The organism is Aquimarina addita (assembly GCF_039539305.1).
Taxonomy (GTDB): Bacteria; Bacteroidota; Bacteroidia; order Flavobacteriales; family Flavobacteriaceae; genus Aquimarina; species Aquimarina addita.
The window spans coordinates 53,773-79,845 of record NZ_BAABCW010000006.1 but is presented as its reverse complement, the minus strand read 5'-3'; the positions used below and the strand labels follow the sequence as shown (position 1 = coordinate 79,845).

General features: G+C 33.0%; 23 protein-coding genes. 17 read left to right on the top strand and 6 right to left on the bottom strand.

The window, feature by feature from the left end:
* Positions 1 to 64: 64 nt before the first annotated feature.
* From ABD816_RS09210 to ABD816_RS09195, 4 genes are all read right to left on the bottom strand, one after another.
* A complete protein-coding gene (locus ABD816_RS09210; protein ID WP_344926676.1) occupies positions 65 to 337 on the bottom strand; it encodes an HU family DNA-binding protein in 273 nt (90 codons plus the stop codon).
* A gap of 186 nt (positions 338 to 523) precedes the next feature.
* Entirely contained in the window at positions 524 to 1,471 is a 948-nt protein-coding gene (gene fmt / locus ABD816_RS09205; RefSeq protein WP_344926675.1) for a methionyl-tRNA formyltransferase, read from the bottom strand.
* Positions 1,472 to 1,476: 5 nt separating this feature from the next.
* Complete coding sequence (locus ABD816_RS09200; protein WP_344926674.1) at positions 1,477 to 3,372, bottom strand: RecQ family ATP-dependent DNA helicase; 1,896 nt, start codon at positions 3,370 to 3,372, stop codon at positions 1,477 to 1,479.
* 3 nt (positions 3,373 to 3,375) lie between these two features.
* A complete protein-coding gene (locus ABD816_RS09195) occupies positions 3,376 to 3,930 on the bottom strand; it encodes an AAA family ATPase (protein WP_344926673.1) in 555 nt (184 codons plus the stop codon).
* Positions 3,931 to 4,111: 181 nt separating this feature from the next.
* Here ABD816_RS09195 and ABD816_RS09190 point away from each other — a divergent pair, with 181 nt between their 5' ends.
* The 7 genes from ABD816_RS09190 (at position 4,112) to murA (ending at position 11,222) form a co-directional block, all read left to right on the top strand.
* Positions 4,112 to 4,585, top strand: a complete 474-nt coding sequence (locus ABD816_RS09190) for a (2Fe-2S)-binding protein (RefSeq protein WP_344926671.1) — start codon at positions 4,112 to 4,114, stop codon at positions 4,583 to 4,585.
* A 4-nt stretch (positions 4,586 to 4,589) separates the two neighbouring features.
* On the top strand, positions 4,590 to 6,743 hold the full coding sequence (locus tag ABD816_RS09185; protein ID WP_344926670.1) for a xanthine dehydrogenase family protein molybdopterin-binding subunit: 2,154 nt from the start codon (positions 4,590 to 4,592) through the stop codon (positions 6,741 to 6,743).
* A 1-nt stretch (position 6,744) separates the two neighbouring features.
* Positions 6,745 to 7,815 (top strand): XdhC family protein, encoded by a 1,071-nt coding sequence (locus ABD816_RS09180; protein ID WP_344926669.1) that lies wholly within the window; start codon positions 6,745 to 6,747, stop codon positions 7,813 to 7,815.
* Positions 7,802 to 8,425: a nucleotidyltransferase family protein gene (locus tag ABD816_RS09175; protein ID WP_344926667.1), complete on the top strand. Its 624-nt coding sequence runs from the start codon at positions 7,802 to 7,804 to the stop codon at positions 8,423 to 8,425. Before ABD816_RS09180 ends, ABD816_RS09175 begins: the two co-directional genes overlap by 14 nt.
* Positions 8,426 to 8,478: 53 nt before the next feature.
* The gene (locus ABD816_RS09170; protein ID WP_344926665.1) at positions 8,479 to 8,772 is read left to right on the top strand and encodes a YbeD family protein; all 294 of its coding nucleotides are present in this window, start codon (positions 8,479 to 8,481) and stop codon (positions 8,770 to 8,772) included.
* A gap of 448 nt (positions 8,773 to 9,220) precedes the next feature.
* On the top strand, positions 9,221 to 9,877 hold the full coding sequence (locus ABD816_RS09165) for a DUF4290 domain-containing protein (RefSeq protein ID WP_344926664.1): 657 nt from the start codon (positions 9,221 to 9,223) through the stop codon (positions 9,875 to 9,877).
* 31 nt (positions 9,878 to 9,908) lie between these two features.
* The gene (murA, locus tag ABD816_RS09160) at positions 9,909 to 11,222 is read left to right on the top strand and encodes a UDP-N-acetylglucosamine 1-carboxyvinyltransferase (protein ID WP_344926662.1); all 1,314 of its coding nucleotides are present in this window, start codon (positions 9,909 to 9,911) and stop codon (positions 11,220 to 11,222) included.
* Positions 11,223 to 11,843: 621 nt separating this feature from the next.
* On the opposite strand, the gene ABD816_RS09155 is transcribed toward murA, so the two are convergent.
* Together ABD816_RS09155 and ABD816_RS09150 are read right to left on the bottom strand one after the other, a co-directional pair.
* A complete protein-coding gene (locus ABD816_RS09155; protein WP_344926660.1) occupies positions 11,844 to 12,296 on the bottom strand; it encodes a GNAT family N-acetyltransferase in 453 nt (150 codons plus the stop codon).
* Positions 12,293 to 14,170 carry a sensor histidine kinase gene (locus tag ABD816_RS09150; protein ID WP_344926658.1) on the bottom strand — a complete coding sequence of 626 codons (1,878 nt, stop codon included), beginning with the start codon at positions 14,168 to 14,170 and terminating at the stop codon, positions 12,293 to 12,295. The genes ABD816_RS09155 and ABD816_RS09150 overlap by 4 nt, the downstream gene beginning before the upstream one ends.
* 697 nt (positions 14,171 to 14,867) lie before the next feature.
* Here ABD816_RS09150 and hisG point away from each other — a divergent pair.
* The 10 genes from hisG to ABD816_RS09100 all read left to right on the top strand — a co-directional run bounded on the left by hisG (position 14,868) and on the right by ABD816_RS09100 (position 26,071).
* A complete protein-coding gene (gene hisG / locus ABD816_RS09145; RefSeq protein ID WP_344926655.1) occupies positions 14,868 to 15,725 on the top strand; it encodes an ATP phosphoribosyltransferase in 858 nt (285 codons plus the stop codon).
* An 85-nt stretch (positions 15,726 to 15,810) separates the two neighbouring features.
* The gene (gene hisD / locus ABD816_RS09140) at positions 15,811 to 17,094 is read left to right on the top strand and encodes a histidinol dehydrogenase (RefSeq protein ID WP_344926653.1); all 1,284 of its coding nucleotides are present in this window, start codon (positions 15,811 to 15,813) and stop codon (positions 17,092 to 17,094) included.
* 77 nt (positions 17,095 to 17,171) lie between these two features.
* Complete coding sequence (gene hisC / locus ABD816_RS09135; RefSeq protein ID WP_344926652.1) at positions 17,172 to 18,221, top strand: histidinol-phosphate transaminase; 1,050 nt, start codon at positions 17,172 to 17,174, stop codon at positions 18,219 to 18,221.
* An 87-nt stretch (positions 18,222 to 18,308) separates the two neighbouring features.
* On the top strand, positions 18,309 to 19,442 hold the full coding sequence (hisB, locus tag ABD816_RS09130; RefSeq protein ID WP_344926649.1) for a bifunctional histidinol-phosphatase/imidazoleglycerol-phosphate dehydratase HisB: 1,134 nt from the start codon (positions 18,309 to 18,311) through the stop codon (positions 19,440 to 19,442).
* A gap of 218 nt (positions 19,443 to 19,660) precedes the next feature.
* Positions 19,661 to 20,242, top strand: a complete 582-nt coding sequence (gene hisH, locus ABD816_RS09125; protein WP_344926647.1) for an imidazole glycerol phosphate synthase subunit HisH — start codon at positions 19,661 to 19,663, stop codon at positions 20,240 to 20,242.
* 141 nt (positions 20,243 to 20,383) lie between these two features.
* Entirely contained in the window at positions 20,384 to 21,106 is a 723-nt protein-coding gene (gene hisA, locus ABD816_RS09120) for a 1-(5-phosphoribosyl)-5-[(5-phosphoribosylamino)methylideneamino]imidazole-4-carboxamide isomerase (protein WP_344926646.1), read from the top strand.
* A gap of 4 nt (positions 21,107 to 21,110) precedes the next feature.
* The gene (locus ABD816_RS09115; RefSeq protein WP_344926644.1) at positions 21,111 to 21,644 is read left to right on the top strand and encodes a DinB family protein; all 534 of its coding nucleotides are present in this window, start codon (positions 21,111 to 21,113) and stop codon (positions 21,642 to 21,644) included.
* 54 nt (positions 21,645 to 21,698) lie between these two features.
* Positions 21,699 to 22,454, top strand: a complete 756-nt coding sequence (hisF, locus tag ABD816_RS09110) for an imidazole glycerol phosphate synthase subunit HisF (RefSeq protein ID WP_344926642.1) — start codon at positions 21,699 to 21,701, stop codon at positions 22,452 to 22,454.
* A 108-nt stretch (positions 22,455 to 22,562) separates the two neighbouring features.
* Positions 22,563 to 23,159 carry a bifunctional phosphoribosyl-AMP cyclohydrolase/phosphoribosyl-ATP diphosphatase HisIE gene (gene hisIE, locus ABD816_RS09105; RefSeq protein WP_344926639.1) on the top strand — a complete coding sequence of 199 codons (597 nt, stop codon included), beginning with the start codon at positions 22,563 to 22,565 and terminating at the stop codon, positions 23,157 to 23,159.
* Between the two features lie 98 nt (positions 23,160 to 23,257).
* Entirely contained in the window at positions 23,258 to 26,071 is a 2,814-nt protein-coding gene (locus ABD816_RS09100; protein ID WP_344926637.1) for a T9SS type B sorting domain-containing protein, read from the top strand.
* The last annotated feature ends 2 nt before the right edge of the window (positions 26,072 to 26,073 follow it).

Genomic DNA, 26,073 nt, shown 5'->3' with positions numbered 1-26,073 from the left:
TGATATGCAATAAAAAAAGCTCCCGTATTGGGAGCTTTCTATAGTATTAAAACTAATACATATATTAGTTAACTGCTTCAGATAATGTATTTCCAGCTTTGAATTTTACAACATTTTTAGCTGCAATTTTGATAGTTTTTCCAGTTTGAGGATTTCTACCTTCTCTTGCAGCTCTGTTAGAAACTGACCAAGATCCAAATCCTACTAGAGAAACACGACCACCTTTTTTAAGTGAACCTTCAACATTTCCTAAAAAAGATTCTAATGCCTTTTTTGCCGCTGCTTTTGTGATTCCAGCGTCAGCTGCCATTGCATCAATTAATTCTGTTTTGTTCATAATTATGTTTTTAAATTAAATTGTTGGTTAAACCAAACTTTGTTAAACGCTCTACAAATTTATACGGATTTATCATTCTTGCAAGGATTAGCCCAGTAAATACGGGGTTTTGTTGATAACTCAATACGATTGTTAATAAACCTATATCCTTTTTACGAATTTTCTTACTCTAGTGATAGCGTGGGTTTAGCCCATTTTTGCATCTTTAAAAAATGTGTATCCGTTTAACAGTGATTTAGCATCCATTGCTTTTTTTCCCGGAAGCTGAAGTTTAGTAATGGTAATATATCCATTTTTTACAGCGACTTTTATCGAAGTGTTTTCTATTATAATTTTTCCTGTATCATGAGCGTGAGTTTCTTTCTCTATTAATACTTCATAAATTTTTACGGCTTCTTCTTTTCCTTTGTTAGTAAGTAGGCACCAGGCAGTAGGATAAGGACTTAACCCACGGATATGGTTATAAATTGATTGCATAGTATCATTCCAATCTATTTTTGTATTGTCTTTGTGCAATTTATAAGCAGTTTTTGATATACCTTTTTCTGATTGCTTAATTGTTTCTACAATGTCATTTTCTATTGCTTTTAGTGTTTCAATAACCAGAGAAGCTCCTTTAATCATTAATTTGTCGTGTAGTTTTCCTGCAGTGTCATCTTTTAATATAGCAACTTCTTTTTGTAAAATAATCTTACCAGTATCTATTTTCTCATCAATAAAAAAAGTGGTAATCCCGGTTTTTTCCTCTCCATTTATGATTGCCCAATTGATTGGTGCTGCTCCTCTATAATCAGGAAGTAATGAGGCGTGCAAATTAAAAGTGCCATATAGTGGCATATCCCAGACTACTTTAGGAAGCATTCTAAAGGCTACCACTACCTGTAGGTTTGCTTTTAGGTTCTTTAATGATTCCAGAAATTGTTCATCTTTTAAGTTTGTGGGTTGTAGCACGTGCAGGTTTTGAGAAATTGCATATTCTTTTACTGCAGATGATTTTATTTTTCTTCCTCTTCCGGCAGGTTTATCTGGAGCTGTAATTACACCAACAACGGTATAGTTATGTTCAATGATTGTTTTAAGGGTTGCTACTGCAAAATCAGGAGTACCCATAAATAGAATTCGTAAATCTTTCATGACCTTTATACTAATTGATAGTTGTTATTTTGATTGATCTTAATTATATGATGTTCATTTAACTCTCTTAATACATCCAGAGCTGATTCTTCAGGATACTCTAAAAGATTAATAATATCTCTGGATGATAAATGCTTTTTTTGGAGTAAGGCAATTATATCTTTTCGTATTTTAGTGACATCTACCTGAATCTTTTTTCTTTCAATACAGACATTACAAATACCACAATTTTCAACTTCTTTTTCACCAAAATAGGAGAGCAATTGTATACTTCTACACATATTTCCATTTTCAACAAAATTGATCATAGCACGTACCTTTTTAATTTTAGATACACTTTGTTCTTTAATGTGAGGTTTTACTCCGTTAATGGTATGGTCATCTTCTCTGGGAACTAAAAAAACAATTTCTGCATCTGTTAATGCATAATTGAATTCTAATAACTCTGCATCCTGCATATTTTTTAATATGGCAATGGCTTTTGTTTCTGTTGTATTTACTTTTGATGCTATCAGTGGGAGATTAACAATCACTTCTTCATCAAAAATTCCTCCATAAGTACGCAATATTGCTTTAGTAACCATTTCGTACTGAGGGTTGTTTTCCAGATAATTCAGAATCTGAGAACTACTGCTTGTGATATGAATACTACTTTTTTTGATAAACCGCTGTATAAATGTAAGTATACTGCATCGATCCAAAAACTGTAATGCATTATACGTTAATAATGTATTTAAATTATATGTTTTACAAAACGCATTAAAGTTAAATCCATGTACCGTTTGTTCTCCTTCACCATAAGAAACTCTAAAATAATTACATAATTTTCTGTATACTAATTTTACAAAATCAACATCTGGTAATACTTTAATAAATTGATTTTTAACTCTAAGGATATCGTTTTCATTTTTTAAAAGAACCGCATATGATTGTAAACCATCTCTTCCTGCTCTTCCAGCTTCCTGAAAATAACTTTCTATACTTTCTGGAATATTAAAATGAATTACAGTTCTAACATTTGGTTTATCTATACCCATCCCAAAGGCATTTGTAGCAACCATTACTTGAACTTCTTCTTGAAGCCACCGCTTAAATCGTTTCGTTTTTTCTTTTGCATCAATACCTCCATGATAATAGGTAGCAGTGTAACCACTATCATTTAAAAAATCACTAATCTCAACCGCAGATTTTCGGTTTCTGATATATATAATAGAACTACCAGAATATTTTTTTAAAATTTGTAGTAGTTTATAATTCTTATCCAGTGTATGCAATATCATATACCCTAAGTTTTGTCTAAAAAATGATTGTCTAAAAACTTTAGGTTGAAAAAGATCTAATTCAATGATTATATCTTCAACGACTTGGGGTGTGGCGGATGCTGTCAAAGCAATAATGGGTACAGCAGGTTTTAATTCTCTTAAAATTTTTATTTTTCTATAAGAAGGTCTGAAATCGTTTCCCCATTGCGAAATACAATGTGCTTCATCTACTGCTATTACATTGATATTCATACGTTTTAATCGCTCTTTTACAATATCTTGTTGTAGCCGTTCTGGTGAAAGATATAGAAATTTATAATTCCCATATACACAATTGTCTAGTAAGGTATCCAGTTCTGAGTATTTTATTCCGCTGGTTAAAGCGGTTGCTTTGATTCCTTTTTCTCTAAGATTCTGTACCTGGTCCTGCATCAATGCGATAAGTGGAGAAATGACAATACAAATACCATCTTTGAGTAAAGCAGGTACCTGAAAACAAACTGATTTTCCTCCTCCCGTTGGTAGTAGAGCAAAAGTATCTTCTCCTTCAATTACAGAATTAATTATTTCTTCCTGTAATGGTTTGAAGCGTTGATGGTTCCAGTATTTTTGTAATATGTCTAATGATGTTTCCGTCACATTTTATAAGTTGCTTAAAATAAATTTAGTCCGATTTTCTATAGTTTCAAAAGGTACTTCGATACAATTATATCCTAATTTGGTATATGTACTGGAGAGGTGATGATATACTTGTTCTGCCTCTTCAAAACTTTCTTGACGTTCATTATCAGAAACAAAAATTTCTTTCCAGGGAGGGAGCAAGAAAATAGTATCATATCTATGATCGTTACAAGCTTTTATAAAAGTTTCGTCATAGGTTTGATTGAAAAGATCCATATATGCTAATACATCTGGTATCCCTCGGTCAAAAAAAACAATGTCTTTATCAAATTTGATAGCATCGAGATATTGCTGAATTCTTCCCGTTAGCAATTGTAAATTAAATTGATGAGGATCTGTAACGGATGCAATAGGATTAGAAACAAAATTGATAGATGCATCATTTTCTATTGCTTCTCGGGTAATACTTCTAATAAATTCATTAAAACAAAAATAGCCAGATGCTTCCAGGTTATTAATGATTGCTGTTTTTCCGGTAGAAGGACCACCAGTGATGATAATTTTTTGTTTTGCCAAAAGAATAATTTTATTACAAATTTCGGAATAATAAAGGGAAATTTAAAATACAGTCGAATGTATAACCTAAAGGTCTGTTAAAGTTGGATTTAGTCTATACTGTTTTTAGTAAATTCAATAACAAATTAACGATAAATATCTTATTTAGACTAATTAAATATAAATCTTTAAACAAAATAACATGCCTGTTTATAAACTTAAAGTAAATGGTCAGACTCTTTCTGTGGATGCTGATGATAATACACCTGTTTTATGGGTGTTAAGGGATCATTTTGATTTGGTAGGAACTAAATTTGGTTGCGGTATTGGACAGTGTGGTGCTTGTACTATTCACGTGGATGGAGTAGCTACCAGAAGTTGCTTGTTACCAGTTTCTGCAGCGACAGATATGGAGATCACTACAATAGAAGGATTATCAAAAAATGCTTCTCATCCGATTCAACTAGCTTGGAAAGAAGTTGATGTTCCTCAATGTGGATATTGCCAGGCAGGACAAATGATGACTGCAGCTGCTTTTATAAAAAATAATACTACACCAAATACTTCTGAGATCAGAGATGCTATGAGTGGAAATATTTGTAGATGTGCTGCATATAATAGAATTGAAAAGGCGGTAGAGTTAGCTGCCAATAAGTTAAATCAATCTAAAACGTAAACTAATGGAAAAGGTAACAATTCCTTCATTAAGCAGAAGGTCATTTATAAGAACGTCTGCATTGGCGGGTGGCGGTATTTTGATTGGATTTAATTTGTTTCAGTCTTGCAAACCTAAGGTGGCACCTGCTACTGATATTTCTCAATTAAACTATAATGATTTTAATGCATTTATAAAAATAGCAGATAATGGTATGGTAACGATTTTTTCTCCTAATCCAGAAATTGGACAAGGAGTCAAAACAGCGATGCCCATGCTCATTGCTGAAGAGTTAGACGTAGCTTGGAAAAATGTTCAGGTTTCTCAGGGAGCTTTGGATACCAAAAATTATACAAGACAGGTAGCAGGAGGAAGCCAATCAATACGGCAGGGATGGGAACCGCTCCGCCAGACTGGTGCAACCGCCAGACAAATGCTAATTAATGCAGCCGCTGTAAAATGGGGTGTAGATCCTGCTCAATGTAAAACCAATGAAGGTATAATTACAAATACCAATGGTGATTCACTGGGATATGGCGAGGTGGTTAAAGAAGCAGCAATGTTAGAAATACCTGAAAATATCGAACTTAAAGATCCCAAAAATTTTAAGATTATAGGAAAAGAGGTTCCTAATGTAGATGTTGATAAAATTATTACGGGTCAATCGTTATATGGAATTGATTATAAGGAAGAGGGAATGGTATATGCCTCTGTACTAAGACCTCCAGCTTTTGGGAAAAAAATTAAAGATTTTGATACAGATGCTGCAAAAAAAGTTTCTGGAGTACTAGCCGTGCATAAATTCGGAGATAAAATTGCTGTTTTGGCTAAGGATACCTGGTCTGCTATGCAAGGTAAAAAAGCTTTAAAAGTTACCTGGGCAGTAGATACCAAATTAGAGAATACCGAAGATCATGATAAAATACTTTTAAATCTATTAAATGGAAAAGATTTTGAAACAATGCGAGCAGATGGCGATGTAAAAAAAGCCTTCACAAATGCGGATACAATTATTGAGCGTGTATATGAATCTCCTTTTCTGCCTCATAACTGTATGGAACCTATGAATTTCTTTGCAGATGTTACAGATGATCATATTAGATTAGTGGGTCCTATCCAGACTCCCGCGGGAACGGCAAGAAGAGTTGCAGAATTGTTGGATCGAGCTCCAGAAGATGTCAGTGTTGATATGACAAGAATGGGTGGAGGTTTTGGAAGAAGGTTGTATGGTGATTTTGCTTTAGAAGCTGCAGAGATTTCTAATATTGCCAAAAAACCAATTAAGTTAGTATATTCCAGAGAAGATGATATGTCTGCAGGAATTTATCGTCCGGCTATTAAGTATAAGATAAGTGCTGCTATTAAAGACGGTAAACTAACAGGATATCATCTTAAAGAAGCTGCGATAAACTCTAATATGTATGGATTAATACCTAACTTTTTCCCGGCAGGAGCTATCGAAAACTATCAGGTAGATGTAGCAAAATATGATAGTAATATTACCATAGGAGCCTGGAGAGCTCCATACACTAATTTTCTTGCCTTTGCAGAGCAGAGTTTTTTTGATGAACTTGCTGAGGAAATGAAAGTAGACCGTGTTCAGCTTCGGTTAGACCTATTGCAAAAAGTAAAAGGTACTACAGATGAAAGAATAGAATATTCTCCAGAACGCTTAGAAACAGTGATTAAGACAGCTGTAGCTAAATCTAACTGGGGAAAAACACCGGCAGGAACCTATCAGGGGTTTAGTGCATATTATTGTCATAATACGCATGTGGCAGAGGTTGCTGATGTAGTCTTAGAAAATAATAAACCGGTGGTTAAAAAAGTGGTGTGTGTTGTGGATTGCGGAATTGTAGTAAATCCACTAGGTGCGAGGAATCAGGTTGAAGGAGGAGTGATCGATGGTATTGGTCATGCCATGTATGGTGATTTAACTTTTGCTGACGGAAAACCAGAACACAAGAATTTTGATACATACCGGTTAATCCGTATGAATGAAGCACCTATAGTGGAAACCCATTTCATAGAAAGTGATATGGCACCTACAGGATTAGGGGAACCTACTTTACCACCTGCTGGCGCAGCCGTGGCCAATGCAATAAAGGCTGCTACAGGCTTAAGACTTATGTCACAACCTTTTATAAAACAGTTAGAAAATAAAGAGGTTTTACTATAGAATGACACATGAATTTAAAGAAATAATAACCGTATATCAACAAGCACTGCAGAAAGGAATAAAAGCAGTGGTAGCTACTGTAGTAGATATTGACGGTTCTTCTTACAGAAGACCCGGTGTTGGGATGCTCATTCAGGAAAATGGACATATGACTGGTGCTGTTAGCGGTGGTTGCGTTGAAAAGGAAGTGTTACGACAAGCGCAAAGCGTTTTTTCTTCAGGAAAACCTAAAATTATGACTTATGATGGAAGGTATCGCCTGGGTTGTGAAGGGATTTTATATATTTTGATAGAACCATTCGAAGTTGCTAAGGCTAGTATTGATGTTATAAATACCAAGTTACAACAAAGAATCCCTTTTCAGATTAAATCATATTATATAAAAGAAGAAGGAAGTCATTGTGTGATGGGATCGATTATTGAATTCGAAGATGATCAGTTAATAGTATTTTCTGATACTGCAAGGCTGTTGTTGGTACAACAAAATAGTTCTTTGCAATGTTTTGAACGCATTATGCAACCTTGTTTTAGACTCATTATTGTCGGTACAGAACATGATGCAAAACACTTATGTATATTAGCATCAGTCACAGGATGGGAAGTAGAAGTGATTGGAGCCCCATCAAACCCAAAGCAATTATTTGATTTTCCCGGAGCTTTTTTAGTAAGAAACGAAACTCCCGAAAATCTAACACTTTATAACACCGATTTACAAACCGCAATTATATTAATGACACATAATTTTGCAAAAGATGTATTATATCTTCAGGCTATAAAAAATGTTGAGTTTGCCTATATTGGTTTGTTAGGTCCAGCAAGACGAAGAGAGAAGTTACTCTCTGCTTTAATAGCTTATGCTCCGGATATATCTGATGAATTTATAGAAAGCATTCATGGACCAGCAGGTTTAAATGTAGGTGCAGAAACCCCTCAGGAAATTGCAATTTCAATTATAGCTGAAATTTTATCCGTGATTAGAGCACAGAACCCGATTTCTTTGCAAGATAAAAAAGGTGGAATTCATAGCCAAACAAAAAAGCAATTGATAGATGAGATGCATGGCAGAACCTAAGATTGCTCATTTTATATTAGCAGCAGGAGCATCAAGCCGTATGGGAACTCCCAAACAATTACTTCCTTGGTTTAAGGATACATTGATTACTTATGAGATTTCTAAATCAATACAGCTTAAAAATGTAAAAACCTATGTGATTCTGGGAGCAAATTATGAAATTATAGACAAAGAAATAAAAGATTTTGCAGTTACAATTATATATAATAATAATTGGCAGTTAGGGATGGGAACTTCTATCCGTTGTGGAGTCCAGTATATATTAAAAGAAGATAAAAAATTTGATGCAATTCTTATTACACTTGTAGATCAACCTATGATCGATCTTATACATTTAAATGAGTTACTTTTGAAATGGAGTACTCGTTCGCAATCTATAATTGCAACTAAGATGGAAAAAGGAAAAGGAGTGCCGGCTATTTTTCCATCGTCTTATTTTAAAGATTTATTGAAATTAAAAAATGACTATGGAGCACGCTACCTCATTAAACAATATGAGGATCAGGTAGTCTCAATCGCCGCTAATGCTAAAACCGATGATATAGATACAATTGATCAGTATAAAAGTTTACTTGAAAAAGTAAACATGACAACTAAGCAAAGTAAATAAAGCCTTTTATTTTATACTACAGAACTTGTATCTTTGCATTAAAATTTAATTGAATGAGTAATTCTTCGAATCCTGATGAATTTTATGATAAATTACGAATGCAATTAGAAGATACGTCTTCTTGGCCTTCAACATATTTATACAAGTTTATTATTCCAACCCAAACTGAAAAGATTAAAATTATTGAAGGTATATTTGATAATTTAGGGGCAGTAATCACTACCAAGCAATCCAAAAACGCTAAATATACCAGTGTCTCGGTGAATGTTAGAATGAAAAATCCTGATCATGTGATTATAAAGTATAAAGAGGTTGGTATAAAGGTAGAAGGTGTTATATCCTTATAAAAAGATCTGGTTCATGACTGTTAAATGTCTTTCTTAATCATAAATGGATACATTTAATACCATTTAGTTTATTAAAATGATATTTGTACATAATTCATTTTCTATAGAATATTGATACTATAAGTTTTGACACTGTAGATTTCAACTTTTTTTTTAAAATTAAGTTTAAAAATATGGTAAACTTTACAAGAAAATGACAGGAAAGATTTAAATTAAAAAAGAATAGTTTATTTTAAGATATTTAATTTCTTAAAAATAAATTTAAGGAAATTTTAGTTTAAAATCACATTCCGCTTTTTTATGAACATAAAACAAGTATACTTATTTTAATTTTAGTATTTTGCAAACCAAATAATGAGATGCCGAAAAGTCTATTCTGCTAAAGAATATCGGTTTTAATAACATACCATTCCTTTTTAGAAAATCTCATTCTACATTATATAATTTTATGGATATTTACAATTTAGAATATAATACAGAGCGACCTAAGCTTATTATACCCGAGTACGGACGTCATTTACAAAAAATGATAGATGATGCTGTAGCTATTGAAGATGTTGAAGAACGAAACAAGGTAGCAAAAGCAATTATTGCCGTTATGGGTAATTTACAGCCTCATTTAAGAGATGTACCAGATTTTCAACATAAACTATGGGATCAATTGTTTATTATTAGTGATTTTAAACTTGATGTTGAAGCTCCTTATCCTATTTTAACCAAAGAGAAATTAGAAGAAAGGCCAGAACCGTTAAAATATCCTCAGAATTTTCCTAAATATCGTTTCTACGGTAATAATATTAAGAGAATGATTGACGTAGCGATTAGTTGGGAAGATGGTGATTTAAAGACAGGGCTTACCTATACGATAGCTAACCATATGAAAAAGTGCTATCTTAATTGGAATAAAGATACAGTAGAGGATAAAGCAATCTATAAACACCTTTATGAGTTAAGTGATGGCAAGTTAGATTTGCAAAATAGTGCAGAGTCTTTAAGCAGTGCTACTGATTTACTGAAGGGGAATAATAGGAAGAAGTATCACAATACATCTTCTAATTCTAAGAAAAATTACCGTAATAATAACCGCGGAAAAAAACGTTATTAAGAAGCTAAACTATTAATTGCAACACAATTTTATGAGTACTTTTCAGATAGAAGGAGGGCATCAGCTCAAAGGAGAAATCACTCCTCAGGGAGCCAAAAATGAAGCCTTACAGATTCTTTGTGCAGTTTTATTAACACCAGAAAAAGTTACAATATCTAATATACCTGATATTAGGGATGTAAATAAATTAATAGCGATTCTTGGTAACTTAGGAGTTAAAATAGAAAAAGTAAAAAAGGGAGTGTATACTTTTTTAAGTGATGAGCTCGATCTTGGTTATCTGGAGAGTGAAAAATTTAAAGAAGAAGGTAGTGGTCTTAGAGGGTCTATTATGATCGTTGGTCCTTTATTAGGCAGGTTTGGTAAAGGCTATATTCCTCGACCCGGTGGAGATAAGATTGGTAGACGTAGATTAGATACTCATTTTGAAGGGTTTATTAATCTTGGAGCTGAGTTTAGATATAATAAGGAAGAGCGATTTTATGGAGTGGAGGCACCAGAAGGATTAACCGGAACCTATATGTTGTTAGATGAAGCCTCTGTAACAGGTACTGCTAATATCGTAATGGCTGCTGCTCTGGCAAAAGGGACAACGACTATTTATAATGCAGCGTGTGAGCCTTATCTGCAACAATTGTGTAAAATGATTAATTCTATGGGAGGAAAAATCCAGGGAATTGGTTCTAATCTGTTAACAATAGAGGGAGTTGATTCTTTAGGTGGATGTGAGCATAGTGTATTGCCAGATATGATTGAGATTGGATCGTGGATCGGTCTTGCAGCAATGACAAAAAGTGAAATTACAATAAAAAATGTAAGTTGGAATGACCTGGGAGTAATTCCTAATACGTTTAGAAAGCTTGGGATAACTCTAGAACGTGTAGGAGATGATATTTATATTCCTGCACATAAAGATGGATATCAAATAGAGAGTTATATTGATGGTTCTTTTATGACAATATCAGATGCACCCTGGCCAGGTTTTACACCAGATCTATTAAGTATAGTATTGGTAGTTGCAACGCAGGCTAGAGGAGAGGTAATGGTACATCAGAAAATGTTTGAAAGTCGTCTGTTTTTTGTGGATAAATTAATAGATATGGGAGCAAAAATTATTCTTTGTGATCCCCATAGAGCAACCATAATAGGACACGATTTTAAATCAACCTTAAAAGCAACTACGATGGTGTCTCCTGATATTAGAGCAGGAATATCATTATTAATTGCAGCACTCAGTGCAAAAGGTACTTCTACCATTCATAATATAGAGCAAATTGATAGAGGATATGAGGATATAGATGAACGTTTACGTGCCATTGGTGCTAAGATTGTCAGGACAGAATAAATAAGTACTTACATTATAAATAAAAAAAAGGAATCCGATAGGGTTCCTTTTTTTTGTTGCAAATATTGAGATTGTATTTTATTCTTCAAGCTTCTTTTTGATTAATAATTCTCATTAAATCAAAAGCTTTCTTGTTACCTGATTTTTTATGAATAACATATCTTTTTATCAAGTTTTGTAATTCTAATTGAATTTAATAAGTTAATGTTATTAACATTTATTGTAAGATTTATAGTACTTTAAATTTAGTTTTAAACATTTTTTATGTAATTAATCGTTTTTTTAAATATTTTAAAAGAATAGTTAACATTTAGTAAACATTATTTTTGTTTTAATGTTAATAACTTGCTATATTTACATAAGTTAATCACAAAAACATAAAATCATGAATCACAATTACTCAACAGTTCAAGTAAGTTTTAAAAGTCTATTTAGCTTTTTAAAAGATCTTCCAGGCGCATCTAGTTATGCGATCCGTAAATAATAAAATTAGTAGTGTAGTTTTATAATAAGTAAGAGAGGTTGTTTTGGGGCGGCCTCTCTTTTTTGCATTCATAATAGAAGTAGCGTATTAATGAATCTGGAGTATGCAATTGAAATTTTTAATCTTTTAGTAAGATTTTATTTTAGCTTTTTTTCAAAACATAAGCTATTCTCTATATTTTTATACTGTCCATAATTAGCAGTTATGTGATATCCCATTTTTTTATAAAGCGCGATAGCTTCAGGTTGCTTTTTCCCTGTTTCTAATATGCAGCTCTCATAAGACAATTCAATAGCCCAGATTTCTAATTCTTTTAATATAATAGAGGCAATTCCTTTTCCTCGGTATGATGGCATCGTATACATTCGTTTTAATTCGGTAGTAAGCGAATTATATCTTTTTATAGCCCCACAGCCTATTGGGATATTGTTTTTATAAACAACAACCGCATGTTTAATTACATCAATTTTATTGAATTGAGCATAAAAAGAATGGTCATCACCATCTCTTTTAGCTAAATCCTTATCAAGATTTTTTACCAATTCTTTAAAATCTACATTTGTAGCATCTACTCTCAGTTTTGTTATCATGATAAAATATAAGGAATTGTAAAGTAGAAGATGGAACCGTTATTTTTTGTGCTGTCTAACCATATCTCACCACCTAATTTTTCAGTAAAAGCTTTTGCAATGGATAATCCTATTCCTGCGCCTTCTATAGCGTAGTTGTTTTCGATATCTGCTTGTATAAATCGTTCAAAAATAGCTTCTTGCCGATCTTTAGAGATTCCTATTCCACTATCTTTTACATAAAACCTAAGAAACGTATTATGCACTTCATATCCAAAAGAGATAGCGCCTTTTTGAGTATACTTAAGGGCGTTTTTAATTAAATTGGTGAGTATGGCATTAAATTTCTCTTTGTCTGTTTTAATGATCGCTTTATGTTGTGGCAAATCACAATGGTAGGATAATGTTAATTCTTTTCTTTCCGCTTCGGGTTTAAAAAACTGATATAAGTATGTTACTTGTTTATTAATATCAACTTCTGATCTGAAAATAGTGACCTGACCTGATTCTATTTTTGAGATATCAATAATGTCACGAATAATATTTAGCATACGTTCACCACTCTCTTCTATAAGATTAATGTATAAGTCTTTTTCATCACCACTTAATTTAGGCTCTTTAAGAAGCTCAGAGAAACCAAGAATACCATTCATAGGTGTTCTTATTTCGTGACTCATATTAGCAAGAAAAGCTGATTTAAGACGATCGCTTTCTTCTGCTTTTTCTTTCATTTTATTAAGTTCAATTTCATATAACTTAAGTTCTGTTATATCTGTGGTGGTTCCCACATAGCCGATGATTTTATTCTTTTCATTATATTCGGGTATTGCTTGTCCTAAAACCCATTTTATAGTACCATCTGGTCGCAAAAATCGATATTCTGCATGAGATGCATCTTTTCTGCTAGCATCATTATACCAGCCTTCTTTTAATTTTTTTCTGTCTTCAGGGTGTACAGCTTTTAACCATCCGTCTTGTAAAGCCTGATCTTGAGATAACCCGGAAATGACACACCATTTTTCATTTACAAATGTTGTTTTTCCATTCGCTTCTGTCATAAAAATTCCAACTGGCGAAATATCGGTTAGCGTTTGATATCTGTTTTCACTCAATTGAATAACTTTTTCGGCGTGTTCATATTTTTGGCGATATGTCAAAGAATGATAAACATCTGTAAATGTATCATATTTAGAGCTGTAAACATCTTGTTCTATATATCTTAAATAGATTGTGAATAGTATACTATAATAAAAAGCTATAGTACTTTTAGATATCAAACCTGAAATCAGGATATTGTATAAGTTTTCTGAATTCCAAAAACCTCCTATACTGAAAAATACTGCATCAAAACATAAAACAATGGTCATGGTGATGTAAATCCTAAAGAAGAGATTAGAGATGTATTTAGAGATAAACTCAAAAGTAAAAATGATTAATATGCTGTCAATGAAGAGTACAAAAGTTCCAAATACAAGGATAAATGCATTTGTATCAAAAAAACTATCGGATACATTAAATGAGTTAAATGTTTCTGAACTTTCAATGTTTAAATGAAAAAGTACCAAGAGGATAGCTAACACAAAATTAGCGGTAACCAATGCATAAATTAATCTTCTGGCAATAATGGCATCTTCTTTAATATAAAAGAGTAGAATGGTAAACAGGCTGACAGAAAATAGAATGGAAGATCCAGGGGAAACTACAATACCCTCATAAATCTCAAAATAAATTGTACTAGCTAAAAAGACTTGTATGAATTGAAACATTCCTATAGTAGTGTATAGTAATCCAGTCCCTACAATTTTTCGAAAATGAAACAATGCTAAGATCAGAAAGGATACTAGAAAGCCTTGAAAAATAAATATGGTAATTTGATAGAAATTAATTGTATCCATAAAGCTGTATAATGCTCTTGATCAACTTAAAGAGATGTGTGCATGATTGTCTTGAATTAATGTACTTCTTTAACTTAAATTTAGGGAGTCCTCCCGGATTCATTTATAGACATATAGTTGTTTCATTTTACAAAATTTTATCTAATATTATAAGAATCAAAGCAAAGTATAAATGAAAAGCTTCTAGGATAAGTAATCATAGAAGCTTTTAACAATAGCAAGTAGGCACGTTATACGTTCAATTTTTTAAAACTTATTTTCACTTTTTTTTCAGTGGCAATATTAAATTTTTTCATTAATCGTCAAATGTGGTTGTAAAAGCTATTTTGCTAGGTTTATGAATGCTTTTAATAATTTGGTTTTCGTGTGTTTTTTACAAGTTATAAAAATGTATATGTTTTACCAATTATTTATATATAAAAATGCGGAAAAATTAGTTTAAAAAATAATCTTCAAAAAATAAATATACATGTATTTAGGTAAAAGCTATTATTTTTTATAAATTCGCATCGGATTTATAAAAAACATGAAAAACATTCTTTTACATCATCATCATACTTACATTTTCGCACAGGCGTGGTAAGTTGATATGTTCTAAAGTAATCATATATAATAACCCGTTTGAGCGATTTCAAACGGGTTTTTTATTTTAAAAAACTTTTGTTTGGATTGATCAAACATAACAACAGAGATACTAATGTCAAAAATTAAAATTGCAATTCAGAAAAGTGGAAGACTTAATGAGGATTCTGTTCAAATTTTAAAAGATTGTGGAATATCTATTGATAATGGCAAAGACCAGTTAAAAGCAGATACCCGCAATTTTCCTATGGAGGTGATGTTTCTCCGTAATGGTGATATCCCTCAATATTTAAGAGATGGTGTTGTGGATATAGCTATTATTGGTGAAAATGTACTTATTGAGAAAGGAACAGATTTATTAATACAAGAACGTTTAAATTTTTCTAAATGTAAAGTATCGTTAGCGGTTCCTAAAGAATTTGAATATAATTCGATTAAAGACCTTGATGGAAAACGAATTGCTACTTCATACCCTAACACGGTTAATGAGTATTTAAAGAAAAAAGGTATTACAGCAGAGTTACACCAAATCTCTGGTTCTGTAGAAATTGCTCCTAATATTGGATTGGCAGATGCAATTTGTGATATCGTATCCAGTGGTAGTACTTTATTTAAGAACAATTTGAAAGAAGTAGAAGTGATGCTTACTTCTGAGGCTGTTCTAGCAGTTTCTCCTAAAATCAGTGAAGAAAATAAGGAGATCTTGGAGAAATTGCAGTTTAGGATAAAATCAGTTCTAAAAGCAAGAGCATCTAAGTACGTCTTGTTGAATGCGCCAAACGATAAAATAGAAAATATTGTAAAAATACTTCCAGGAATGAGAAGTCCAACTGTATTGCCATTAGCAGAAAAAGGATGGAGCTCAATTCATACTGTGGTAGAAAAGAATAAGTTTTGGGACATTCTGGATGAGTTAAAAGAAGAAGGAGCAGAGGGAATCCTAGTTTGTCCTATTGAAAAAATGGTACTCTAATTAGTAGAGTATATGAAATAATTCAGGAAAGTTTCATTAGTGAATCGAGGTTTCATGTGATTACGATCCTATTAATAAAATTGTTATGCATAAGATATATAGTCCAGATAAAAATACTTGGCCGGCCTTATTGCAAAGACCAACACAAACTGTTGCCGATATAGAAGGTGTTGTTTTGGATGTTTTTAATGAGGTTAAAAATCAAGGTGATAGTGCTATTAGTGCGTATACCCAGAAATTTGATAAGGTAATATTAGATACAATCGTAGTATCTGCTCAGGAAATTGATGAAGCAAAAAACGTTGTCAATAGTGATCTAAAAGAAGCGATTCGTTTAGCAAAATCAAATATTGAAATTTTTCATTCTGCTCAGAAAACAGCAAAAGTATCTGTAGAAACTTCTAATGGTGTAGCTTGTTGGCAAGAGAAAAGGCCTATTCAGAAAGTTGGATTGTATATTCCAGGGGGTACTGCACCTTTGTTTTCAACCATCTTAATGCTTGCAGTACCAGCTACTATTGCTGGCTGTAGTGAAATTGTATTGTGTACACCGCCTAATGCAGAGGGAAAAATAAATCCTGCTATTTTATATACAGCAGAACTTTGTGGAGTGACTAAAATATATAAGGTTGGAGGTATTCAAGCGATTGCCGGAATGACTTTTGGTACAGAGACAATACCACAAGTGTATAAGATTTTTGGACCAGGAAATCAATTTGTAACCGTAGCAAAACAGTTAGCAACTAAGTTTGGGGTTGCAATTGATATGCCAGCAGGTCCTAGTGAGTTATTAGTAGTAGCAGATGATACTGCAGATGCCGCTTTTATAGCTTCAGATTTGTTAAGCCAGGCAGAGCATGGAAAAGATAGCCAGGTACTTTTAGTTTCTACGTCAAAAGAAATGATAGAGCTGGTAGAAAAAGAAGTAGATAAACAGTGTGCTTCATTACCACGTAAAGAAATTGCTACAGCGGCGATAGCTAATTCTAAATTAATCTATGTAGAAAATGATGAAGAAGCTTTGGCATTGATTAATGAATATGGACCAGAACATTTTATTGTCTGCGTAGCAGATGAAGATTTTTATGTTGACAATATTACGAATGCAGGATCTGTTTTTATAGGTAACTACACACCAGAGAGTGCAGGGGATTATGCATCAGGCACTAATCATACGCTACCCACTAATGGTTATGCTAAACAATATAGTGGTGTGCATCTGGATAGTTTTATGAAAGCGATGACATTTCAGAAAATATCAGCGGTGGGAATCCAGCAAATAGGTCAAGCTATAGAATTGATGGCAGAGGCAGAAGGGCTGCAGGCTCATAAAAATGCAGTGACTTTGCGATTGGATAGTTTGAAATAAAATGAGCTCATACGATTATAAAGACTTATTGTATAGTAGCCGAAATTTAATATGATAAAGATAGTCCTAGATAAAAAATGAAAACAATAACATTCGACATCAATAATCTGGTAAGGGAAAATGTAAAAGGGTTAAAACCTTATTCCTCTGCAAGGGATGAGTACGTAAGTGATGGATCTGATATGATTTTTCTGGATGCTAATGAGAACCCATATGAGAATGGTGTTAATCGATATCCAGATCCTCAGCAACGTAGTTTGAAGACGGTTTTAGCAAAACAAAAAGGAGTTTCTATACACAATATTTTATTGGGAAATGGAAGCGATGAAGTATTAGATCTCATATTTAGAGCGTTTTGTGAGCCAAAAGAAGATAATATCATTACGTTACCGCCTACCTATGGAATGTATAAGGTATTAGCTAATATTAATGTAATAGAAGAACGAGAAGTTTTATTGACTTCAGATTTTGAGCCAGATGTGACTACAATATTAGAAACTGTAAATAGTCATACCAAAATTATATTTTTGTGCTCACCGAATAACCCAACAGGTAATTCATTTTCTGAAGAAGCTATTGAAAAGATCCTGAAAGATTTTACGGGTTTGGTTTTAATTGACGAAGCGTACATTGATTTTTCAACTAAAGAAAGTTGGTTGAAAAAAATCAATGAATATCCAAATCTTGTAATTACTCAGACGTTGTCTAAAGCATATGGATTAGCAGGGGTCAGATTAGGAGTTTGCTATGCTTCTGAAGAAATAATACGGGTATTGAATAAGATAAAACCTCCATATAATGTAAATGAACTTACACAAAAAAGAGCATTAACAAGAGTATTGGATGTTGATAAAGTAACCGCTGAAGTAGGCAGTATTTTGAGAGAGCGAGCGCATTTAGTGCATGAGTTATCTGCAATAGATTTTGTAAAAGAAATATACAAAACAGATGCTAATTTTATTCTGGTAAAAGTGGATGATGCTACTATGCGATACGAACAATTACTTAAGAGAGGTATTGTGATAAGAAATAGAAGTACACAACCACTTTGTGAGGAAACACTGCGATTTACGGTGGGGACTCCAGATGAGAATAAGAAAATAATTGAAATATTGAAACAACTATAGTTGTCTTATTTATCATAATGAGTGTACAAATTTAAAATATGAAGTTTAATTAAAAAGACTCTGGTTCAGGCTAGAGTAATAGTAAAAATGAAAAAAGTACTTTTTATAGATAGAGACGGAACGATTATTAAAGAGACAGTGGATGAACAAATAGACGCTTTCGAAAAAATGACTTTCTATCCAAAAGCATTTACGTATTTAGGTAAAATAGCAAAAGAATTGGATTATGAATTAGTTATGATCACTAATCAGGATGGTTTAGGAACTGATGTGTTTCCAGAAGATACTTTTTGGCCTGTACATAATTTTATTATGAACTCCTTTGAAAATGAAGGCGTTGTTTTTGATAAAGTATTTTTAGATAGAACTTTTCCTCATGAGAATGCAAATACTCGTAAACCAGGAACAGGATTGCTAACCGAATACTTTTCTGAAGAATATGATTTGGATAACTCTTTTGTTATTGGAGATCGTCTCACAGATATGGAACTAGCTAAGAATCTGGGGGCTAAAGGTATTTTTATTAATGATCATACAAATCTGGGGACTAATGAGATTACCATCAAATACGATGAGTTAAAAGAACATATAGCTTTAGAGAATAATGATTGGGAGAAAATCTATGAATTTCTAAAACTAAAAGAACGTGTAGCAGAAATCTCAAGAAAGACTAATGAAACTGATATCTATATTAAACTGAATCTGGATGGAACAGGAAAGAGTGCTATTCATACCGGGATAGAATTTTTTGATCATATGCTAGATCAAATTTCACGTCACGGACAGATGGATCTTGATATTAAGGTGGAAGGAGATCTGGAGGTTGATGAACATCATACTATTGAGGATACAGCCATTGCATTGGGAGAAGTATTTAGTATGGCATTAGGAAATAAGTTAGGAATCGAACGCTATGGTTTTTGTTTGCCTATGGATGATTGTCTTGCACAGGTAGCTATTGATTTTGGAGGACGTAACTGGTTAGTTTGGGAAGCAGATTTTAAACGAGAAATGATTGGTAAGATGCCAACAGAAATGTTTTATCATTTCTTTAAATCATTTACTGATGGAGCAAAAGCAAATCTTAATATTAAAGCAGAAGGATTAAACGAACACCATAAAATCGAGGCTATTTTTAAAGCTTTTGCCAAAGCAATTAAAGTAGCAGTAAAACGAGATCCGGAAAAAATGATTTTACCAAGTACCAAAGGGATGCTCTAAGATGAGATTGGAGTATTAAGTATTTAGAATTAAGTTTTAGGTGTAGGTGTGTATTTGATAATGAGTAGCTTATATGTTTTATAAACTGATTTTTTGAGTGCTACTACCTAATTAAATGAACATATTTTAAAGAAAGCAAAGAGATATGTATGATGTATTGAGATGTATGCAATTACAAGTAACCTCTTGGCTAATACTCTCTACTAATAGTTAATTAAATGAAAATAGTAATAATAAATTATGGAGCCGGAAATATACAGTCAATTAAATTTGCCATACAGCGATTGGGGTATGAAGCGGTTCTAAGTCATAATCCTGAAGAAATACGAGCTGCGGATAAGGTTATTTTTCCAGGTGTTGGTGAAGCGAGTAGTGCTATGAGAAAACTCAGAGCTTCGGGATTAGATATACTAGTGCCGCAATTAAAACAACCTGTTTTAGGCATTTGTCTGGGGATGCAGTTAATGTGTAGTCATACAGAAGAAGGAGATACAGAAGGTTTGGGTATTTTTGATGTGGATGTAGTACGGTTTAGTAATCAAGTAAAAGTACCGCAAATAGGTTGGAATCAGATAGAGTCACTTAATTCTCCATTGTTTGAAGGTGTCGATGAAAAGGAATACATCTATTTAGTACATAGTTATTATGCCCCAGTAACAAAAAATACTGTTGCGCAATCAACATATGGAGTAACATATGCTACAGCTTTGCAAAAAGATAATTTCTATGGAACTCAGTTTCATCCAGAGAAGAGTAGTGCTACGGGATCGAAGATTTTGAAGAATTTTCTTGATATTTAGTACTTAATCCAAAATAAAAAGATCGAAGTATTAAATAGTTATGTCGAAATTAGAAATATGAATTATTAGCTATAACGCAGTATAAACAGCAAACTTGAAGTGAAATACTTAGTCATAGGGACTTAATACATTAAAGATTACATGAGAATAATACCAGCAATAGATATCATCGACGGAAAATGTGTAAGATTATCCAAAGGAGATTATGATACTAAAAAAATATATAACGAAAATCCTTTAGAAGTAGCTAAGGAATTTGAAGCACACGGAATTCAATATTTACATTTAGTAGATCTGGATGGGGCAAAATCAAAACATATCGTGAATCATAAAGTATTGGAACAGATAGCTTCTGGTACGGGACTTAATATTGATTTTGGCGGAGGTTTGAAAACAGATAATGACCTTAGAATAGCGTTTGAAAGTGGAGCAAATCAGATAACAGGAGGTAGTATTGCGGTAAAAGATCCTGAAGTATTTAAATCCTGGTTACAAAAATTTGGCGCTGATAAAATTATTCTGGGAGCAGATGCTCATAATGAAAAAATTGCGGTTAGCGGTTGGTTAGAAGAAAGTGATAAAGAACTTATACCTTTTATTAACGAATATCAGAAAGAAGGAGTGTCCTATGTTATTTGTACAGACATTAGTAGAGATGGTATGTTAGAAGGCCCTTCTTTTGAATTGTATAAAAGAATTATAGATGAAACAGAGAACATCAAATTAATCGCTTCTGGAGGGATCTCGACATTTGATGAATTGCCAAAACTGGCAGAACTTGGTTGCGAAGGTACTATAATAGGAAAAGCAATCTATGAAAATAGAATTAGCTTGAAACAATTAGAACAATATATTATAGGGTAAAGGCATGGAAGGTCTTGATACATCAAAAATAAATTATGAAATCGCCAAAGAGTTTATTGCGCAAATTATCTATCGATTAGATGAAAGCACTAGAATGGTAACAACTAGTTTTGATCAGTTAGAGGAAGGTGATATCTGGAAAAGATATAATGAATCCTCTAATACTATTGGTAACTTGATGTTGCATCTATGTGGTAATATCACTCAGTATGCTATTGCATCACTGGATAATAAAGAAGATAAAAGAGAACGGGACAAAGAGTTTGAAGCTACAGCAGGAGTATCTAAAGAAGCATTATTAGTAAAACTAAAAGATACTGTTGAAGAGGCAAAAAAAATACTTGTTAATTGCTCTGTCTCAGAATTAATGAGAAAACGAGAGGTGCAAGGGTTTATTTTATCCGGAATTGGGATTGCCATTCATGTGACAGAGCATTATTCATATCACACGGGACAAATTGCTTTCTGGACAAAACAGTTGAAAGATAAAGACTTAGGTTTTTATAATGGCATGAATTTAAACGCAAAAAATGAATAACCTTAAAATTAAAAACTTAATAGTTCGTAATAATTACTTAATACTAAATAAAAAATGTTAACCAAAAGAATAATTCCTTGTTTAGATATTAAAAACGGAAGAACGGTAAAAGGAGTAAATTTTGTAGACCTTAGAGATGCAGGAGACCCGGTAGAGCTAGCCCGGATCTATTCTGAAGCTGGTGCAGATGAATTAGTGTTTCTTGATATCTCTGCCACAGAGGAGCGGCGTAAAACTTTAGCAAATTTGGTATTAAGAGTTGCTGAGGAAGTAAATATTCCATTTACAGTTGGCGGAGGAATATCTTCTATTGAGGATGTCGATATTTTATTACAAAACGGAGCAGATAAAGTCTCTGTAAATTCATCAGCGGTAAAGAATCCTAAGTTAATAAATGAGTTAGCAGGTAAGTTTGGAAGTCAATGTATTACCGTTGCAATTGACGCAAAACAGATTGAAGACACATGGATTGTACATTTAGTAGGAGGAAAAGTGCCTACAGAATTAGATCTTTTTGACTGGGCTAAAGAGGTAGAAGAGCGAGGAGCAGGAGAGATTTTATTTACGTCTATGGATAACGACGGCACTAAAGATGGGTTTGCTAATGAAGCATTGGCAAGATTATCAGATCAGTTAAATATACCAATCATAGCTTCTGGCGGAGCAGGAAATACTCAACATTTTGTGGATACATTTATTGATGGAAAGTCAGATGCTGCATTAGCAGCCAGTGTTTTTCATTTTAAAGAAATAGAAATTAAAGATTTAAAATCAATTTTAAGAGATAACGGAATTCCTGTACGATTATAAAGAGAAAAAATATAAATAGAGGGTTAAAAAATAGTGTTGAAAATAAAAATGGTGATTATCATTATAACTAACTAATTACCTGTTACCAAACTGCTAAATACATCCAAGATGGAAATAGATTTTAATAAAAACAATGATGGCCTTGTGCCTGCAATTATTCAGGATGCATTAACAAAGAATGTGTTAATGCTTGGGTATATGAATGAGGAAGCGTATCAAAAAACAGTGGATACGAATAGAGTTACTTTTTTTAGCAGAACTAAAAATCGGTTATGGACAAAAGGAGAAGAGAGTGGAAATTTTTTGAATTTAGTAACTATTAAAAATGATTGTGATCAGGATACCTTATTAATTACAGTGAGTCCGGTAGGACCAACTTGTCATAAAGGAACTGATACCTGTTGGGACGAAGATAATATTCAGAAATTCGGCTTTTTATCTGACTTGGAAGCAGTCATTAAAAATAGAAAAGAAAATGTGGATAATGACAAGTCCTATGTTGCATCTCTCTTTAAAGCCGGTATTAATAAAGTAGCTCAAAAAGTAGGAGAGGAAGCTGTTGAGGTAGTCATTGAAGCAAAGGATGATAATGATGATTTATTTCTAAATGAAAGTGCAGATTTATTATTTCATTATTTGATTTTACTACAAGCAAAAGACTTTAGTTTAAAAGATATCGTAAAGGTTTTAGAGTCAAGAAGTTGAATTATGTTACTTAAATAATCGATAAAGGGTAAATTTCATCGATAAAAGCTTGTTTCTTTAACAGAAATTTTTATTTTTGCTTTTTAAATAAGTGAATTTTGAAATATAAGAAACATTTACTCTCATTTTTAGCGATAGTTTTTTTCAGCATTACAGGAATGTATGCTCAATGTGGTGGTGTACAGTCTGTAGAAATATGTGATATGGAAACTGTTGATTTTGATATGAATAGTATTCCAGATGGTATCATAAATCTGTATGATGAGATAGGTCTTACGGCAGAGCCTGGAGATGTATGGACTTCTACTGGCTCAGAGTCTGCAACAGCAGTTCTCAATGCTACAACAGGAGAAGTACGACTATGGAGTCTCAATAATGCATCAAGCCAATATGAGTTTACACTATCATCCACCAGTTGTGCCCCTGATCCTAGAGTCACAGTTGATTTTACCTTAGGACCATACGCTGGTAAAGCCACGACTACTGGTTTTTTTAGTGTTTGCGATCTTAATGATGATTGTAATGGTGATATAGAAATTGATATTGATCTATTTGAAACTTTAGAAATCAGAGAACAAGAAGCTCCTCCTCATCTTAATGGTACTTGGACATATACAGGAAGTCTTTCAGCTTCTGATTATCGTCTGGAAGGGTCTAATTTTGGTGGTACTGTGCCATATACTCCTTCTGATGGATCTCCCGTAGATAGTCAGGATTATACTTTTACCTACACCGTTGATCAACAAGGACTTTGTGTAAGTGAAAGTGTAGATGTAAGTATAACTCTGGTTCGACCACCTTTTGCAGGATATGCATCCAATTATAATATTTGTGCCACTAGTATAGATACCTCCTGGGATCGGGTGATTAATCTAAATGATGATGAGTATCTTAATCAGGAAAACTTAGACGGTTCATGGAGGTATCAAATTGATGATGATAATTTCATTTCAATTTCTAATCAAATTAATTTAAAAGAGTATGTAGATGATTTTTTAAATTCATCAGAATATATGCCAGGGTTTGGATGTCATTCATTTGATTTCACTTATAGAGTAGAGAGTAGGTCTGCTATTTGTTTTGACGATAATGCCACTGTTTCGTTTACTATTTTTGAAGATTTAAAAGAGTTTCAACAATTAAACCCACCAGAAGAAATATGTACTGCCTCTGATACAAGAACGAGCTTAGATTTATATAGCTTACTTGAGTTTCAACCAGGTTTTGAATATCAAAACCCTGATGATGAGAATGAAATAGTGTTTTGGTCTTTTGAGAGTGGTCCGGCTGGGGCTGGAGATTTGGGGTTGAATTTATTTCTTAACAATACTGAGATTTCACAGCGTCATCGAGGAACGATTAGTTTGCAAAATGTCACCCCAGGAAGATACGAATATAGATATAGCGTTGTATCTGATACATTATGTAGCGGATACAGAGATCAGACCTTATATGGTAGTAACTTTTGTGTTCCTCAGATTTCAAAAGGAAATCCTTGTGGCTCTATATCAGCACCTGTTATTATTGATATTTTAGATTTTGATTATGCAGGAGAAGATACTACGCTTAATTTTTGTATTACTGATACCACAGGTGATGTGAGTTTGGTAAGTTTATTACAGGATAATGGTAATACTATTGATGCAGGTATATGGACAGAGACAGATACAGGAGTTGTAGTAAATGATATGTTTAGTTTTCCCGATAGTGTTGATGACCCTCTGAGTTTTTCATTTACATATACTAGTGATAATGGAACTACGTGTATTGATACAGCTATTTTACAATTTACAATATACCCAGAGGCTAATGCTGGTAATGGTGCAGATGTTTCTGTATGTTCTGATGATCTAACGATCACCTTATTTGATTTATTAATAGATAATCCAGATCCTACTGGAGTATGGTTTGGTCCATTTGGGTATACATCTCCAGACCATTTGGGTGTTTTTGATATGAATGATGTTACGCTACCAATTTTAGGACCTGGCGAGTATGTTTATGTTGTGGCTTCTAATGCCGGATGTCCAGAATCAGATAGGACATCGGTCTTTATATCAATAGAAGATCCAGTAGAAATTGGACAAGATGTTAATGAAACATTTTGCATTCAGGATGGTAGTATAAATTTGTATTCTCTTTTAGATAGGGAAACCGTACGAACTGGTATGTTTCAGGATACTGAGAATACAGGAGCATTAACTACAGAAGGACTAGTAGATTTTACTTTGCTACCAAATCCTGATAATTTAGTAAATCCTATTTATAATTTTAGATATGTAGTTTCTAATAATATACCTTGTGACGAATCCTCTTTAAATGTAGCAATTCAGATTATAGATTTACCAGAGCCCAATGTTCCTGATCAGGAATTTTGTATTCTGGATGCAAAACACTTAGATGATATAGAAGTAGATGTACTTAATTATAATTGGTATACTTCTCTAGAAAGTGATATGCCAGTGATAGACAATCCTATTTTACTTGATAATCAAGTTTTTTATATTACTAATGTGGATGCCGATAATTGTGAATCAGATAGGGTTGCAGTTGCTATTAATATATTGAATATGGGAGAGCGATTCTCTAATGGGGAGCTTTGTACATTAGATTTTCAAGATGGAGTTTCACCAGATGGTAATAATCAAAATGATGTTTTTGAACTTGTTAAGGAAGAACTTGGTGAAGCTTATAATATTCCAGAAGCTTTTCCTGATTTTGAATTAAAAATTTTTAACAGGTATGGGAATACAGTTTATGAGGGAACTATTAATACGGAAAAATTCAGAGGCGAAAGCAATGTCTCTATTCGATTAGGTGATGATCTTCCTTCTGGAACATATTTCTATATTTTTACGCCCAATTTTGAAAATAACCTTCCCATTCAAGGAAGTTTTTACCTAAGCAGATAATT

What these genes read in the sequence shown, in the direction of transcription:
- ABD816_RS09210 (WP_344926676.1), bottom strand. Translation starts at nt 337, where the DNA reads ATGAACAAAACAGAATTAATTGATGCAATGGCAGCTGACGCTGGAATC.
- fmt (WP_344926675.1), bottom strand. Translation starts at nt 1,471, where the DNA reads ATGAAAGATTTACGAATTCTATTTATGGGTACTCCTGATTTTGCAGTA.
- ABD816_RS09190 (WP_344926671.1), top strand. Translation starts at nt 4,112, where the DNA reads ATGCCTGTTTATAAACTTAAAGTAAATGGTCAGACTCTTTCTGTGGAT.
- ABD816_RS09185 (WP_344926670.1), top strand. Translation starts at nt 4,590, where the DNA reads ATGGAAAAGGTAACAATTCCTTCATTAAGCAGAAGGTCATTTATAAGA.
- ABD816_RS09180 (WP_344926669.1), top strand. Translation starts at nt 6,745, where the DNA reads ATGACACATGAATTTAAAGAAATAATAACCGTATATCAACAAGCACTG.
- ABD816_RS09175 (WP_344926667.1), top strand. Translation starts at nt 7,802, where the DNA reads ATGGCAGAACCTAAGATTGCTCATTTTATATTAGCAGCAGGAGCATCA.
- ABD816_RS09170 (WP_344926665.1), top strand. Translation starts at nt 8,479, where the DNA reads ATGAGTAATTCTTCGAATCCTGATGAATTTTATGATAAATTACGAATG.
- ABD816_RS09165 (WP_344926664.1), top strand. Translation starts at nt 9,221, where the DNA reads ATGGATATTTACAATTTAGAATATAATACAGAGCGACCTAAGCTTATT.
- murA (WP_344926662.1), top strand. Translation starts at nt 9,909, where the DNA reads ATGAGTACTTTTCAGATAGAAGGAGGGCATCAGCTCAAAGGAGAAATC.
- ABD816_RS09155 (WP_344926660.1), bottom strand. Translation starts at nt 12,296, where the DNA reads ATGATAACAAAACTGAGAGTAGATGCTACAAATGTAGATTTTAAAGAA.
- ABD816_RS09150 (WP_344926658.1), bottom strand. Translation starts at nt 14,170, where the DNA reads ATGGATACAATTAATTTCTATCAAATTACCATATTTATTTTTCAAGGC.
- hisG (WP_344926655.1), top strand. Translation starts at nt 14,868, where the DNA reads ATGTCAAAAATTAAAATTGCAATTCAGAAAAGTGGAAGACTTAATGAG.
- hisD (WP_344926653.1), top strand. Translation starts at nt 15,811, where the DNA reads ATGCATAAGATATATAGTCCAGATAAAAATACTTGGCCGGCCTTATTG.
- hisC (WP_344926652.1), top strand. Translation starts at nt 17,172, where the DNA reads ATGAAAACAATAACATTCGACATCAATAATCTGGTAAGGGAAAATGTA.
- hisB (WP_344926649.1), top strand. Translation starts at nt 18,309, where the DNA reads ATGAAAAAAGTACTTTTTATAGATAGAGACGGAACGATTATTAAAGAG.
- hisH (WP_344926647.1), top strand. Translation starts at nt 19,661, where the DNA reads ATGAAAATAGTAATAATAAATTATGGAGCCGGAAATATACAGTCAATT.
- hisA (WP_344926646.1), top strand. Translation starts at nt 20,384, where the DNA reads ATGAGAATAATACCAGCAATAGATATCATCGACGGAAAATGTGTAAGA.
- ABD816_RS09115 (WP_344926644.1), top strand. Translation starts at nt 21,111, where the DNA reads ATGGAAGGTCTTGATACATCAAAAATAAATTATGAAATCGCCAAAGAG.
- hisF (WP_344926642.1), top strand. Translation starts at nt 21,699, where the DNA reads ATGTTAACCAAAAGAATAATTCCTTGTTTAGATATTAAAAACGGAAGA.
- hisIE (WP_344926639.1), top strand. Translation starts at nt 22,563, where the DNA reads ATGGAAATAGATTTTAATAAAAACAATGATGGCCTTGTGCCTGCAATT.